This is a genomic window from Streptomyces sp. NPDC107454 (genome assembly GCF_055582885.1).
This window is the reverse complement of record NZ_JBVJPA010000016.1, coordinates 48,612-61,643: the sequence shown is the minus strand read 5'-3', so window position 1 is coordinate 61,643 and position 13,032 is coordinate 48,612. Positions and strand designations below refer to the sequence as shown.

Sequence of the window (13,032 nt, the reverse complement as noted above, 5' to 3'; positions counted from 1 at the left end):
CAACTATACCCAACCTCGCTCCCGTGCGAGACGCACCGCCGCGTGACGGTTCTCCGCCCCGAGCTTCGAGACGGCCGACGAAAGATAGTTGCGCACCGTTCCCTGGGACAGCGCCGCCCGCTCCGCGATCTCCGCGACGGGCGCCCCGTCGGCGGCGAACTCGAGCACTTCGGCCTCGCGCGCGGTCAGCGGCGAGTCCCCGGCGGAGATCGCGTCCGCGGCCAATTCCGGGTCCACATAACGGTTTCCCGCATGCACGGTACGAATGATCTCCGCGAGCCGCTGTGCGCTCACCGTCTTCGGGACGAACCCGCGCACGCCTGCCGCAAGCGCTCGCTTCAGATGCCCCGGCCGCCCGTGACTCGTCACGATCAGCACCTGACAGCCGGGCAGTTCGGCCCGTAGCGATGTGGCGACCCTCACACCGTCCGCCCCCGGCATCTGCAGATCCAGAACGGCGACATCGGGCTCGTGAGCCAGCGCCATCGCCAGTGCCTCGGGCCCGGTCGCGGCCTCGGCGACCACCACGAGGTCGTCCTCCAGTCCCAGCAGCGCGGCGAGCGCACCCCTGATCAGATGCTCGTCGTCGGCGAGCAACAGCCGCACGGGAGGTGCGGATGAGACGGATGAGACGGATGGGATAGATGGGGTGGATGAGGTGTGTGGGGCTGGTGAGTTGGGTGGTGGGGTGGACGTCATGAGGTGACCTCGCTCACGGGGTGGGGGACGGGTCGCGGCGCCCCACCCGGTTCCGGGTCCGGAGCCCGTTCCGGGGCCGAGTCGGGGGGCAGCGGCACCTCGGCGGTCAGGCGGAACAGGTCATCCCCGGCAGGCCCGGCCCGCAGCACCCCGTCCACCTCCCTGAGCCGCTCCCGCAGTCCGGCGAGCCCGGACCCCCTTCCCGGCTCGGCGGTATCGGCATTGGTGCGGGAACCGGTGCCGGTACCGGGCGCCCCGTCGTTCTCGACGGTGAGGGTCACCCGGCCCTCCGCCACTCGCAGGGACACCGCGCACCTTCCGGCGTCCCCGTGCCGCAACACGTTCGTCGTCGCCTCCCGTACGACCCAGCCGAGCGCGGACTGGATCTCCGCGGGCAGTCCCGGCACCGGGCCGCTGACCTCGCAGTCGATGCCGGCGGCCGTCAACACGCCCTGGGCGCCCGCGAGTTCGGTCCGGAGATCGGCCTCGCGGTAGCCGCGTACGACCTCGCGGACCTCCCGCTGCGTCTCCCGCGCTATCCGCTGGACCTCGATCATCTGCTCCACGGCCTCCGGCCGTCCGCGCCGGGCCAGTTGCACGGCGAGCTCGCTCTTCAGCGCGACCACCGCCAGGTTGCGGCCCATCACGTCGTGCAGATCGCGCCCGAAGCGCAGCCGTTCCTCGGCGACGGCGAGCCGGGCCCGGGTCTCGCGGGCCTCGTCGAGTTCGTAGACGGCGTTCAGCAGCCAGACGGAGAAGGCGGAGGTGAAGGTGAAGAAACCGGCGGCGAGGACGACCGCACCGGCGGCGACGGCGGCGCTGGGTGCCGGGACACCCGCCGGGACGGCCACGGCGCCGGCAACCAGGGCGGCGCCGAGCACCCCGTACACCATGCGTCGCCACTCCCGTACCGCGAGCGCCAGGGTGCCGATCCCGAACGACAGGACGCCGACGAACACCGTGCCCGCCGCAGCCCCGTTGTCCGCGCCGCGCGGGCCGTGCAGCGCGACCACCAGGCTCACGACGGCGATCACCACGGTGGCGATGCTCAGTGCCCAGAGCAGCCGTACCGGCAGGGGGCGGCGGCCGCGGGTCCAGTCCAGGGTCAGCGAGGCGGTCACCGCGGCGGCCACGGCGTGCGCGCTCACCAGCAGGAACAGGATCCAGTTCACCGGGGCGGGCACGTATCCGAAGGTCGGCAGCGCGAAGGTGGCGACCTCGATGAACGGGAAGGTGTGGAACGACCACCGTGTGTACGTCTCGACCTTCGCCGGCGTGCTCTTGCCGTGCCACCAGCCGCCGCGCCCGCCCATGCCCATCACCACGTCCCTGGTCAACGCCGCGGCTCCCAGCGGAACCACCGCCGTACAGCAAACACCGCGAGCACGATCCAGGCCACCGCCGTCCCGAGCGCGCCCAGGGTGTCGTGCGCGGAGAGGTCGCCGGTCCAGCCGCCGCGTATCAGCGTGATCACCGGGGTCAGGGGCAGCAGTTCGCAGGCCGAGGCCAGCTGGTCCGGCATGACCTCGAGCGGGAAGAAGGTGCCGGAACCGAGCAGCGACACCAGTATCAAGGGCATGGCGGCGACCTGGGCGCCCTCCACGCTCTTGCTGAGGTTCGCGGTGATCGCCGCGAGCGGAGGCCACATCGCCAGGCCCAGGAGCAGCCCCAGGACGGCGAGGTGCGGTGCCGGTGGCGCCCCGACGTCCAGCAGCGCGGCGCACGCGACCGTCAGCACCAGGCACTGCACCAGGCCGATCGCGACCGAGGGCAGGGCCGCACCCGCGAGGATCTCCGCGTCCCGCAGTTCCCCGGTGCGCAGCCGTTTGAGGACGAGCTCCTCGCGGCGGGCCGCGTACACGCTCACCAGCGTGCTGTAGACCGCGAAGAGGAGTGCGAGGCCGACGGAGGACGGCAGGACGACCGAGCCGACCGAGAGCCCGGCGCCTTTCAGGTCCATCTGGTCGACCGTCGAGCGGAGGCTGAACGGCAAGGTCAGCGGCACGAACACGGCGGCGGCGAGGGTCGCCTTCGAGCGGCCCAGCAGGGTCAGCTCGGCGCGCGCCAGGGCGGCCATCCGCCCCGCGGCCGTCGTCGTACCCGCACCCGCACCCGCACCCGCACCCGTACCCGCACCGGTTGGCCCGGTCGCCGGGACTGTCGCGCTCATGCCACCGACCCCTTCTCCTGCTCCCGCACACCTGAGCCCCGTACACCTGAGCCCCGCATATCCGCGCCCTGCGCACCCGCGCCCTGCGCACCCGCACCCCGTACATCCGTGTCCCGCGCACCCGCACCCCGGCCCGCGGCATCCCGCGCAATCCGCAGGAACGCCTCCTCCAGGGAGGCCGACCGCACATCGAGCCCCCGCAGCTCGACCTGCTTCTGGTGGGCCCACAGCAGCAGTGCGGTGGCGGTGCGCTGGAGCTCGTCGGTGCGCAGCCTGACGGCACGGCCCGCCGTCTCGTGGTCGGTCACGCCGAGTCCGGCGAGCGGGGGCAGATCTCCGAGGAAGTAGCCGTCGGGCAGTTCGAAGGAGATCCGGGACGGTGCGGACGCGGTCACCTCGGCAGGGGTGCCGGAGGCCGCGATGTGCCCTTCGTGCAGGATCGCGAGCCGGTCGGCCAGCTCCTCCGCCTCTTGCAGGTAGTGCGTGGTCAGCACCACGGTCGTACCGCCGTCGCGCAGCTCGCGCACCAAGTCCCAGGTGTCCCGGCGCCCTTCGGCGTCCAGGCCGGTCGTCGGCTCGTCGAGGAAGAGGACCTCGGGGCGGCCGAGGAGCGCGAGGGCCAGGTCCAGGCGCCGTTTCTCGCCCCCGGACAGCTGCTTCACCCGTACCCCGGACCGCCGGGTGAGCCCGACCATGCCCAGGGCCTGAGCGGTCGGCCGGGCTCCGCTCGTGCAGCCCGCCCACATCCGTACGGTCTCCGCGACCGTCAGTTCGGAGGGGAAGCCGCCTTCCTGCAGCATCACGCCGATCCGGGGCCGGACGGCCGCGCGCTCCTCGTACGGATCGTGTCCGAGGACCCGCACCCGGCCGCCCGCCGGAGGGGCGAGGCCCTCCAGCAGCTCGACGGTGGAGGTCTTGCCGGCGCCATTGGTCCCCAGCAGCGCGAAGAGCTCACCGCGGCCCACGGAGAAGGTGATTCCGCGCACGGCCTCGAAATCTCCGCCGGCTCCCCGGTCTCCCCCGTACACGCGCCGCAGATCAGTGACCTCGATCACGTCATCCTGCTTGTTCGTGTTCATGAAATCAGCGTCCCCGTGGACGGGACCCGACAGCAGTGCGCGGTGTCATCACTCCGCATGACAAATGTCAGGGGACGCTCGTCCGCGCACACGAGAAAGACCCCGGTCGATGACCGGGGTCTTTGCTTCCTGGAGCGGACGACGAGGCTCGAACTCGCGACCTCAACCTTGGCAAGGTTGCGCTCTACCAACTGAGCTACGTCCGCATTGCCGCCGACCAGCTTTCACCGGTCGGTGCGAGCACCACCCTACCTGATCCACAACAGTGATCGGTAAGGGCTGCAGAGCGGGTGACAGGAATTGCACACTGCGCCTTCCCCCTGGAAGGGGGATGTTCTGCTACTGAACTACACCCGCGTGACTCCTCGGGGTCCGGCTTTTCGGCCTTGCCCCTCGGCGTGCTCCAGACTCTAGCTGATCAGCAGGGGGTCAGCGCAAGTCGGTTGTGCGCGGGGGCGGATGGCCGGCCGGAGCGGGACCCCGGCGGGCCATCCGGCGGCCCCTCGGACTCAGTGCGCCTCGGCGAACGCCTCGTAGACCTTCTTGGGGATGCGGCCGCGCGGGGGGACGTCCAGCTTGTTGGAGCGGGCCCAGGCGCGGACGGCGGCCGGGTCGGGGGTCAACGCGGTGTGCGTGTACGCCTTCCCGGACTTCGACTGCTTGCGGCCGGCGTCGACGTAGGGCGCGAGCACCTTACGCAGTTTCTTGGCATTGGCTGGATTGAGGTCGATCTCGTACGACTTGCCGTCGAGTCCGAAGGCGATCGTCTCCGCCGCTTCCGAGCCGTCGATGTCGTCAAAGAGAGTGACTACGACACGCTGCGCCACGAATATCGGTCCCTTCGTGCGGCACCTCTGCGATCGCCCCCCATGACGTGCGTGGACGTCACGGAGTTGTCGGGGAGATGTCGACTGTCCGGCTGTTATTGGGCAAAGTATCGGCTATTGCCAATTCCTTTGTACAGTGCCGGGCATTGCATTGTGAAGCCCGACTAAAACCTTCCGCGTGTCCGAAGGTAATGGGGCCCAGCCGCTCTTCTGCGATTTTTCCCAGGATTTTCCGTACGTGCCCCCGCGTCGATGCGGGATCGTGATCGGGCTCACGTAGGATTCTACGAATCTACGCGAGTAGAAATTTTGTGCGGGTAGTCTGAAGCGACCTGCTCAGCACCACACACCGGGAGTGCCAGTGGCACGCGTCGTAGTCGACGTCATGCTCAAGCCGGAGATCCTCGACCCCCAGGGCCAGGCGGTGCAGCGTGCACTGCCGCGCCTCGGTTTCGAAGGTGTCTCCGACGTACGTCAGGGAAAGCGATTCGAACTGGAAGTGGACGGACCGGTGGACGACGCCGCGCTCGCCCGCATCCATGAACTGGCGGAATCCTTCCTCGCCAACACCGTGATCGAGGACTTCACCGTCAAGGTCGAGGAAGTCGCGGAGGCAGGAAAGTGACCGCTCGTATTGGAGTCGTCACCTTTCCGGGCAGCCTCGACGACCGGGACACGCAGCGTGCGATCAAGCTCGCCGGTGCCGAACCCGTCGCCCTCTGGCACAAGGACAAGGACCTCAAGCAGGTCGACGCCGTGGTGCTGCCCGGCGGTTTCTCGTACGGCGACTATCTCCGGGCCGGTGCCATCTCGCGCTTCTCGCCCGTGATGGAGACCGTGATCGAGCAGGCGAAGTCCGGAATGCCCGTCCTCGGCATCTGCAACGGCTTCCAGGTCCTGACCGAGGCGCACCTCCTCCCCGGCGCGATGCTCGGCAACAACCACCTCCACTTCATCTGCCGCGACCAGAAGCTGCGGGTGGAGAACGCGGAGACGTCCTGGACGGCCGACTACGAGTCCGGCCAGGAGATCCACATCCCGCTGAAGAACATGGACGGGCGGTACGTCGCCGACGAGCACACGCTCGACATGCTGGAGGCGGAGGGCCGGGTCGCGTTCCGTTACGTGGACGTCAACCCGAACGGCTCGCTGCGCGACATCGCCGGCATCACGAACGCGGCGGGCAACGTCGTCGGTCTGATGCCGCACCCGGAGCACGCCGTCGAGCCCCTCGTCGGCTCCGGCCGCACCGACGGCCTCCCCTTCTTCACCTCGATCCTCAAGAAGCTGGTCACCGCATGAGCCGCACGCCTCTGGACACGGTCGAGAACGCGGCCGCGACCCCCGACGTCGAGCTGCCCTGGGCCGAACTGGGCCTGAAGAAGGACGAGTACGAGCGGGTCGTCGAGATCCTCGGCCGCCGCCCGACCGGCGCCGAACTCGCCATGTACTCCGTCATGTGGTCCGAGCACTGCTCGTACAAGTCCTCGAAGGTCCACCTGCGCCAGTTCGGCGAGAAGGCCCCGCAGTCCGACGCCCTCCTCGTCGGCATCGGCGAGAACGCCGGTGTCGTCGACGTCGGCCAGGGCTACGCCGTCACCTTCAAGGTCGAGTCGCACAACCACCCGTCGTACGTCGAGCCCTACCAGGGCGCGGCCACCGGCGTCGGCGGCATCGTGCGCGACATCATCGCGATGGGCGCCCGCCCGGTCGCCGTCGTCGACCCGCTGCGCTTCGGCGCCGCGGACCACCCCGACACCAAGCGCGTCCTGCCGGGCGTCGTCGCGGGCATCGGCGGCTACGGCAACTGCCTGGGCCTGCCCAACATCGGCGGCGAGGTCGTCTTCGACGCCTGCTACCAGGGCAACCCCCTCGTCAACGCCGGAGCCATCGGCGTCATGAAGCACGAGGACATCCACCTCGCGAAGGCGTCCGGCGCGGGCAACAAGGTCATCCTCTACGGGGCCCGCACGGGCGGCGACGGCATCGGCGGCGCCTCCATCCTGGCGAGCGAGACCTTCGACGACGCCAAGCCGTCGAAGCGCCCCGCCGTCCAGGTCGGCGACCCCTTCCAGGAGAAGCTGCTCATCGAGTGCACGCTCGAGGCCTTCGCCGAGAAGCTGGTCGTCGGCATCCAGGACCTCGGCGCGGCCGGTCTGTCCTGCGCCACCTCCGAGCTGGCCTCCAACGGCTCCGGCGGCATGCGCGTCACCCTGGACGACGTACCCCTGCGGGACTCGACCCTCTCTCCCGAGGAAATCCTCATGAGCGAGTCGCAGGAACGCATGTGCGCGGTCGTCGAGCCGGAGAAGGTCGACCGCTTCCTGGAGATCTGCGACAAGTGGGACGTCATCGCCACGGTGATCGGTGAGGTGACGGACGGCGATCGCCTCGAGATCTTCTGGCACGGCGGCAAGATCGTCGACGTCGACCCGCGCACGGTCGCGCACGACGGCCCGGTCTACGAGCGCCCCTACGCCCGCCCCGCGTGGCAGGACGCCCTCCAGGCCGACGACGCGAACAAGCTGCCGCGCCCGGCGACGAGCGAGGAGCTCAAGGACCAGGTCCTCAAGCTCGTGAGCTCGCCGAACCAGGCCTCCAAGTCCTGGATCACCTCCCAGTACGACCACTTCGTGCAGGGCAACACGGTGCTGGCGCAGCCCGAGGACTCGGGCATGATCCGCATCGACGAGGAGACCGGACTCGGCGTCGCCATCGCCACGGACGGCAACGGCCGCTACGCGAAGCTCGACCCGTACACGGGTGCGCAGCTCGCGCTCGCCGAGGCCTACCGCAACGTCGCGACGACCGGCGCCAAGCCGCTCGCCGTCTCCGACTGCCTGAACTTCGGCTCGCCCGAGGACCCGGCCGTCATGTGGCAGTTCGCCGAGGCCGTCCGCGGTCTCGCCGACGCCTGTCTGCAGCTGGGCACCCCGGTGACCGGTGGCAACGTCTCGCTCTACAACCAGACGGGCGAGGCCGCCATCCACCCGACCCCGGTCGTGGCCGTGCTGGGCGTCATCGACGACGTCGCCCGCCGCACGCCGGTCGCCTTCCAGGAAGAGGGCCAGCTCCTCTACCTGCTCGGTGACACCCGCGAGGAGTTCGGCGGTTCGGCCTGGTCCCAGGTCGTCCACGACCACCTCGGCGGCCTGCCCCCGAAGGTCGACCTGGAGCGCGAACGCCTCCTCGGCGAGATCCTCATCTCGGCCTCCCGCGACGGCATGGTCGACTCGGCGCACGACCTGTCCGACGGCGGTCTGATCCAGGCCGTGGTCGAGTCGGCGCTGCTCGGCGGCAAGGGCGCCCGGCTGGTCGTCCCCGACGGTCTCGACGCCTTCACCTTCCTCTTCTCGGAGTCGGCGGGCCGCGCGGTCGTCGCCGTCCCGCGCTCGGAGGAGCTCCGCTTCAACGACATGTGCGGTGCGCGGGGCCTGCCCGTCACCCGCATCGGTGTCGTGGACGGAGACGCGGTCGAGGTCCAGGGCGAGTTCGCACTCCCGCTGGACGAGCTCCGCACGGCCCACGAGGGCACGATCCCGGCGCTGCTCGCGTAAGCGGTCGTACGACACCGACGGCCCCGACCGTTTCGACGGTCGGGGCCGTTGCCATGCCGCGAGGGGCTCGGTCTCCCGGAGCGCGCCAGGCGTGACGTTCCTGTACGGACATCGACTTCTTCACGTCCGCCGCTTCTTCACGTCCGCCGCCGGACAGGCTCTAGGCTCGCCACATGCCGCCGGCCAGGAAACGCACCCGTACCTATGACCCCGCCAAGATCCGCGTGGCCGTGCTCGCGCAGTTCGGCAACGTGCGGCGCGGCGTCCACGCCCTGACCGAGGAGCAGCTGGCGCGGCCCGCGCGGCTCGGGGACTGGAGTGTGCGGGAGCTGGCCGTGCACCTCACGATGGCGGTCGAGAGCGTGAGCCGCAACCTCGACCGGCCCGAGCCCGGCGCGAAGGAACTCGCGCTGCTGGAGTGGCCGTTCGCGACGGCGGCACGCGCCGTGGACATCGCCGACGGCACCCGGGAACTCGCCCGCGACAACCCCGACCTCGGCGCGCTCTACGCGCGCGCCGAACAGCGGATCACCGAGCGCCTGGCCACGGCCCCCGACGACCGGCTGCTCGCCGCGCGCACCGGAGCCATGACCCTCGCCGACCACCTCGTCACCCGCACCGTCGAACTCGTCGTGCACACCGACGACCTGAACCGCGCCGCCGACACCGACATCCCCCTCGACCGCCAGGCCCTCGCCGCCTGCACCCGGCTGCTCGCCGACGCGCTCGCCGTGAAGGCGCCCGGCGCGTCGACGGAGGTGCGGATCCCGCCGTACGCCGTCGTGCAGTGCGTGGAGGGCCCCCGGCACACCCGGGGCACACCGCCGAACGTCGTGGAGACCGACCCGCTGACCTGGATCCGGCTGGCTACGGGACGTACGGAGTGGAGGACCGCGCTGGACGAGGCGAAGGTCAGCGCCAGCGGTGAGCGGGCCGACCTCGGCGGACTGCTGCCCCTGATGGGCTGACTCCATCCGCCGACACCACCCGTCGAGCCCACCCGCACCGCCCCGGAGGGGAACCGGCCACCCCACCCCTCCCGTCACACCGTCATGGACAAGCAGCGACTGACCCTCAGCGTCCTGACCCTGCTTCCGCTCGCCGTGGCCTGTGGCACCGAGACGGCGGGCGGCGGCTCCGTGGGGACCGGATCGTCCCCGGTCACCGGCGTTCACTGGAGCGTCGACACCCTCACCACGCATGGCCGGACCCGGCAGGCACCGGACAGCGCGTATCTGCGGATCGGCGAGGACGGTCGCGTCAGCGGCAACCTCGGCTGCAACACCTTCGGCTCGACCGTCACCCTCAAGGGTGACCGTGTCGACTTCGGGAAGATCGAGGCGACCGACATGGGCTGCCAGAAGGACCCCATGAGCTTCGAGCAGAGCCTCAGCCGTGCCTACGTCGACAACACGTTCACCAGCGAGGTCAAGGGCGACAAGCTGACGCTCACCACCGACGGCGGCGACCGCGTCAGTCTCACCAAGGAGCCGGACGCACCCCTGTACGGCACGAAGTGGACGGTCACCTCCCTCGGGGACGGTGGCGTGGCCCAGTCCCTTCCCGAAGGGGCCGACGCCCACTTCACCCTCGACAAGGCGAACGGCACCCTTTCCGGACGCCTCGGCTGCAACCAGGTCACCGCCAAGGCCACCGTCCGCGACGGACATATCACCCTCGGCGCCGCCAAGACCACCCGGATGATGTGCGACGGCTCACTCATGGACACCGAGAGGACCTTGCTGGGCCTCTTCGACAGCACGGTCGTATACGACTTGAACCACCGATCCATCGCGCTGACCAGCACAAACGGAAAAACCGTCCAAGCCGTCGCCGACGAGTGATCCGTCAAGGATCCGTATCCCCAATTCGGACCAGTGGTCGATCTCGCCTACACTCGGTGGCGTGCCACGTGGTGACGGTCGACTCAATCATGATCTGCTCCCCGGCGAGAAAGGCCCCCAGGACGCTTGCGGCGTCTTCGGAGTCTGGGCCCCGGGTGAAGAGGTCGCCAAGCTCACTTACTTCGGGCTCTACGCCCTCCAGCATCGAGGCCAGGAATCCGCGGGTATCGCGGTAAGCAACGGCTCCCAGATCCTCGTCTTCAAGGACATGGGCCTCGTGTCCCAGGTCTTCGACGAGACCTCGCTCGGTTCGCTCCAGGGTCATATCGCGGTCGGACACGCCCGCTACTCGACCACTGGCGCCTCCGTGTGGGAGAACGCCCAGCCGACGTTCCGTGCCACCGCGCACGGCTCCATCGCGCTCGGCCACAACGGCAACCTCGTCAACACGGCGCAGCTCGCCGAGATGGTCGCCGACCTCCCCAAGCAGGACGGCCGCACCACCCGCGTGGCCGCCACCAACGACACCGACCTGCTCACCGCGCTCCTCGCGGCCCAGGTCGACGACGACGGCAAGCCGCTGACCGTCGAGGAGGCCTCCGCGAAGGTCCTCCCGCAGGTCAAGGGCGCCTTCAGCCTCGTCTTCATGAACGAGCACACCCTGTACGCGGCGCGCGACCCGCAGGGCATCCGCCCGCTGGTCCTCGGCCGCCTGGAGCGCGGCTGGGTCGTCGCCTCCGAGTCCGCCGCCCTCGACATCTGCGGCGCGGCCTACGTCCGTGAGATCGAGCCGGGCGAGTTCGTCGCCATCGACGAGAACGGCCTGCGTACGTCCCGATTCGCGGAAGCGAAGCCCAAGGGCTGTGTCTTCGAGTACGTGTACCTGGCCCGCCCGGACACGGACATCGCCGGCCGGAACGTGTACCTCTCGCGTGTCGAGATGGGCCGCAAGCTCGCCAAGGAAGCCCCTGTCGAGGCCGATCTGGTGATAGCGACCCCGGAGTCCGGAACGCCCGCCGCGATCGGTTACGCGGAGGCCAGCGGCATCCCGTTCGGCGCCGGCCTGGTCAAGAACGCGTACGTCGGCCGGACCTTCATCCAGCCTTCGCAGACCATCCGCCAGCTGGGCATCCGTCTGAAGCTGAACCCCTTGAAGGAAGTCATCAAGGGCAAGCGCCTGGTCGTCGTCGACGACTCGATCGTGCGCGGCAACACCCAGCGGGCCCTGGTGCGCATGCTCCGCGAGGCGGGTGCGGCGGAAGTCCACATCCGGATCTCCTCTCCCCCCGTGAAGTGGCCCTGCTTCTTCGGCATCGACTTCGCGACCCGCGCCGAGCTGATCGCCAACGGCATGACCATCGAGGAGATCGGCACCTCGCTCGGCGCCGACTCCCTCTCGTACATCTCCATCGACGGCATGATCGAGGCGACCACCATCGCCAAGCCGAACCTGTGCCGCGCCTGCTTCGACGGCGAGTACCCGATGGACCTTCCCGACCCCGAGCTGCTCGGCAAGCAGCTCCTGGAGACCGAGCTGGCCGCGGGTCCCGCAGCCACGGCCGCGGCTGACGCCATCCGTCGCCCGTAAGCGCCGCAGAGCCCCGTTTCACCAACCCGAAAGATCCCAGGCAATGTCTGCTGTATCTGATCAGTCGACTTCGTCGACGGGCACTGCTTCCGGTGCTTCCTACGCGGCTGCCGGCGTCGACATCGAAGCAGGCGACCGCGCCGTAGAACTGATGAAGGAGTGGGTGAAGAAGACGCAGCGCCCCGAGGTCCTCGGCGGCCTCGGCGGCTTCGCCGGCCTCTTCGACGCCTCCGCCCTCAAGCGTTACGAGCGCCCGCTGCTCGCCTCCGCCACGGACGGTGTGGGCACCAAGGTCGACCTCGCCCGTCGGCTCGGCGTGTACGACACCATCGGCCACGACCTGGTCGCGATGGTCATGGACGACATCGTGGTGTGCGGCGCCGAGCCGCTCTTCATGACCGACTACATCTGCGTCGGCAAGGTCCACCCGGAGCGCGTGGCGGCCATTGTGAAGGGCATCGCCGAGGGCTGTGTGCTCGCGGGCTGCGCCCTGGTGGGCGGCGAGACGGCCGAACACCCGGGCCTGCTCGGTCCGGACGACTTCGACGTCGCGGGCGCCGGTACGGGCGTGGTGGAGGCCGAGCGGCTGCTCGGCCCGGATCGTATCCGTACGGGTGACGCGGTGATCGCCATGGCGGCTTCCGGTCTTCACTCGAACGGGTACTCGCTCGTCCGGCATGTCCTCTTCGACCGGGCGAACCTCAGCCTGGACCAGCACGTCGAGGAGTTCGGCCGTTCGCTCGGCGAGGAGCTCCTGGAGCCCACCAAGATCTACTCGCTGGACTGCCTGGCGCTGACGAGGACCACCGAGGTGCACGCGTTCAGCCACATCACCGGCGGCGGGCTCGCGGCCAACCTGGCCCGGGTGATCCCGGACGGGCTGCACGCGATCGTGGACCGCGAGACCTGGACGCCGGCCCCGGTCTTCGACCTCGTCGGCAGGACGGGCGAGGTCGAGCGTCTGGAGCTGGAGAAGACGCTGAACATGGGCGTGGGCATGATCGCGATCGTCCCCGAGGAATCGGCGGACGCGGCGCTGGCCACCCTCGCGGACCGGGGCGTGGACGCCTGGATCGCCGGTGAGATCACCGAGCGCGGCGATCACGCGACGGGCGCGGCCCTGATCGGCGACTACGCGAGCTGAGGCTCTCGGGGCAGCACAAAACCCGGTCCGGCGTTGAGGGCCCGGACCGGGTGAAGTGCGGTTACTACGAGAAATCCGCCAACAGAGATCTGCTCACCGCTACAGCTACGAGAGATCGCGGAAA

At 69.7% G+C, this 13,032-nt stretch carries 12 protein-coding genes and 2 tRNA genes; 7 read left to right on the top strand and 7 right to left on the bottom strand.

Annotation, left to right across the window (positions count from 1 at the left end; translation table 11 throughout):
- Positions 1 to 3: 3 nt before the first annotated feature.
- The 7 genes from ACZ69M_RS36295 to ACZ69M_RS36265 all read right to left on the bottom strand — a co-directional run bounded on the left by ACZ69M_RS36295 (position 4) and on the right by ACZ69M_RS36265 (position 4,775).
- Entirely contained in the window at positions 4 to 606 is a 603-nt protein-coding gene (locus tag ACZ69M_RS36295) for a response regulator transcription factor (RefSeq protein ID WP_060898434.1), read from the bottom strand.
- A gap of 89 nt (positions 607 to 695) precedes the next feature.
- Positions 696 to 2,012, bottom strand: coding sequence for a sensor histidine kinase (locus tag ACZ69M_RS36290; RefSeq protein ID WP_470057032.1), 1,317 nt, complete (start codon positions 2,010 to 2,012; stop codon positions 696 to 698).
- 20 nt (positions 2,013 to 2,032) lie between these two features.
- Entirely contained in the window at positions 2,033 to 2,869 is an 837-nt protein-coding gene (locus ACZ69M_RS36285) for an ABC transporter permease (protein WP_470056745.1), read from the bottom strand.
- Positions 2,866 to 3,948, bottom strand: coding sequence for an ABC transporter ATP-binding protein (locus ACZ69M_RS36280; RefSeq protein ID WP_470056743.1), 1,083 nt, complete (start codon positions 3,946 to 3,948; stop codon positions 2,866 to 2,868). The genes ACZ69M_RS36285 and ACZ69M_RS36280 overlap by 4 nt, the downstream gene beginning before the upstream one ends.
- Positions 3,949 to 4,078: 130 nt before the next feature.
- Positions 4,079 to 4,154: transfer RNA gene (locus tag ACZ69M_RS36275), tRNA-Gly, on the bottom strand.
- A gap of 79 nt (positions 4,155 to 4,233) precedes the next feature.
- Positions 4,234 to 4,305 (bottom strand) — tRNA-Gly (locus ACZ69M_RS36270).
- Positions 4,306 to 4,457: 152 nt separating this feature from the next.
- Positions 4,458 to 4,775, bottom strand: coding sequence for a histone-like nucleoid-structuring protein Lsr2 (locus ACZ69M_RS36265; RefSeq protein WP_352053582.1), 318 nt, complete (start codon positions 4,773 to 4,775; stop codon positions 4,458 to 4,460).
- Between the two features lie 361 nt (positions 4,776 to 5,136).
- On the opposite strand from ACZ69M_RS36265, the gene purS reads away from it, so the two are divergent.
- The 7 genes from purS to purM all read left to right on the top strand — a co-directional run bounded on the left by purS (position 5,137) and on the right by purM (position 12,908).
- Positions 5,137 to 5,400: a phosphoribosylformylglycinamidine synthase subunit PurS gene (gene purS / locus ACZ69M_RS36260; protein WP_005482678.1), complete on the top strand. Its 264-nt coding sequence runs from the start codon at positions 5,137 to 5,139 to the stop codon at positions 5,398 to 5,400.
- Positions 5,397 to 6,077 (top strand): phosphoribosylformylglycinamidine synthase subunit PurQ, encoded by a 681-nt coding sequence (gene purQ / locus ACZ69M_RS36255; protein WP_470056740.1) that lies wholly within the window; start codon positions 5,397 to 5,399, stop codon positions 6,075 to 6,077. Before purS ends, purQ begins: the two co-directional genes overlap by 4 nt.
- Positions 6,074 to 8,332 (top strand): phosphoribosylformylglycinamidine synthase subunit PurL, encoded by a 2,259-nt coding sequence (purL, locus tag ACZ69M_RS36250; protein WP_352053581.1) that lies wholly within the window; start codon positions 6,074 to 6,076, stop codon positions 8,330 to 8,332. Before purQ ends, purL begins: the two co-directional genes overlap by 4 nt.
- A gap of 173 nt (positions 8,333 to 8,505) precedes the next feature.
- Positions 8,506 to 9,300, top strand: a complete 795-nt coding sequence (locus tag ACZ69M_RS36245) for a maleylpyruvate isomerase family mycothiol-dependent enzyme (protein WP_470056738.1) — start codon at positions 8,506 to 8,508, stop codon at positions 9,298 to 9,300.
- A gap of 84 nt (positions 9,301 to 9,384) precedes the next feature.
- Complete coding sequence (locus tag ACZ69M_RS36240) at positions 9,385 to 10,176, top strand: META domain-containing protein (RefSeq protein WP_470056736.1); 792 nt, start codon at positions 9,385 to 9,387, stop codon at positions 10,174 to 10,176.
- Positions 10,177 to 10,237: 61 nt separating this feature from the next.
- Positions 10,238 to 11,764, top strand: coding sequence for an amidophosphoribosyltransferase (purF, locus tag ACZ69M_RS36235; protein WP_403702294.1), 1,527 nt, complete (start codon positions 10,238 to 10,240; stop codon positions 11,762 to 11,764).
- 43 nt (positions 11,765 to 11,807) lie between these two features.
- Positions 11,808 to 12,908 carry a phosphoribosylformylglycinamidine cyclo-ligase gene (purM, locus tag ACZ69M_RS36230; RefSeq protein ID WP_470056733.1) on the top strand — a complete coding sequence of 367 codons (1,101 nt, stop codon included), beginning with the start codon at positions 11,808 to 11,810 and terminating at the stop codon, positions 12,906 to 12,908.
- The last annotated feature ends 124 nt before the right edge of the window (positions 12,909 to 13,032 follow it).

Excerpts from the sequence above, each read along its gene's own strand:
- ACZ69M_RS36290 (WP_470057032.1), bottom strand. The coding sequence starts at position 2,012 with ATGGGCGGGCGCGGCGGCTGGTGGCACGGCAAGAGCACGCCGGCGAAG.
- ACZ69M_RS36285 (WP_470056745.1), bottom strand. The coding sequence starts at position 2,869 with ATGAGCGCGACAGTCCCGGCGACCGGGCCAACCGGTGCGGGTACGGGT.
- ACZ69M_RS36280 (WP_470056743.1), bottom strand. The coding sequence starts at position 3,948 with ATGAACACGAACAAGCAGGATGACGTGATCGAGGTCACTGATCTGCGG.
- purL (WP_352053581.1), top strand. The coding sequence starts at position 6,074 with ATGAGCCGCACGCCTCTGGACACGGTCGAGAACGCGGCCGCGACCCCC.
- ACZ69M_RS36245 (WP_470056738.1), top strand. The coding sequence starts at position 8,506 with ATGCCGCCGGCCAGGAAACGCACCCGTACCTATGACCCCGCCAAGATC.
- ACZ69M_RS36240 (WP_470056736.1), top strand. The coding sequence starts at position 9,385 with ATGGACAAGCAGCGACTGACCCTCAGCGTCCTGACCCTGCTTCCGCTC.
- purM (WP_470056733.1), top strand. The coding sequence starts at position 11,808 with ATGTCTGCTGTATCTGATCAGTCGACTTCGTCGACGGGCACTGCTTCC.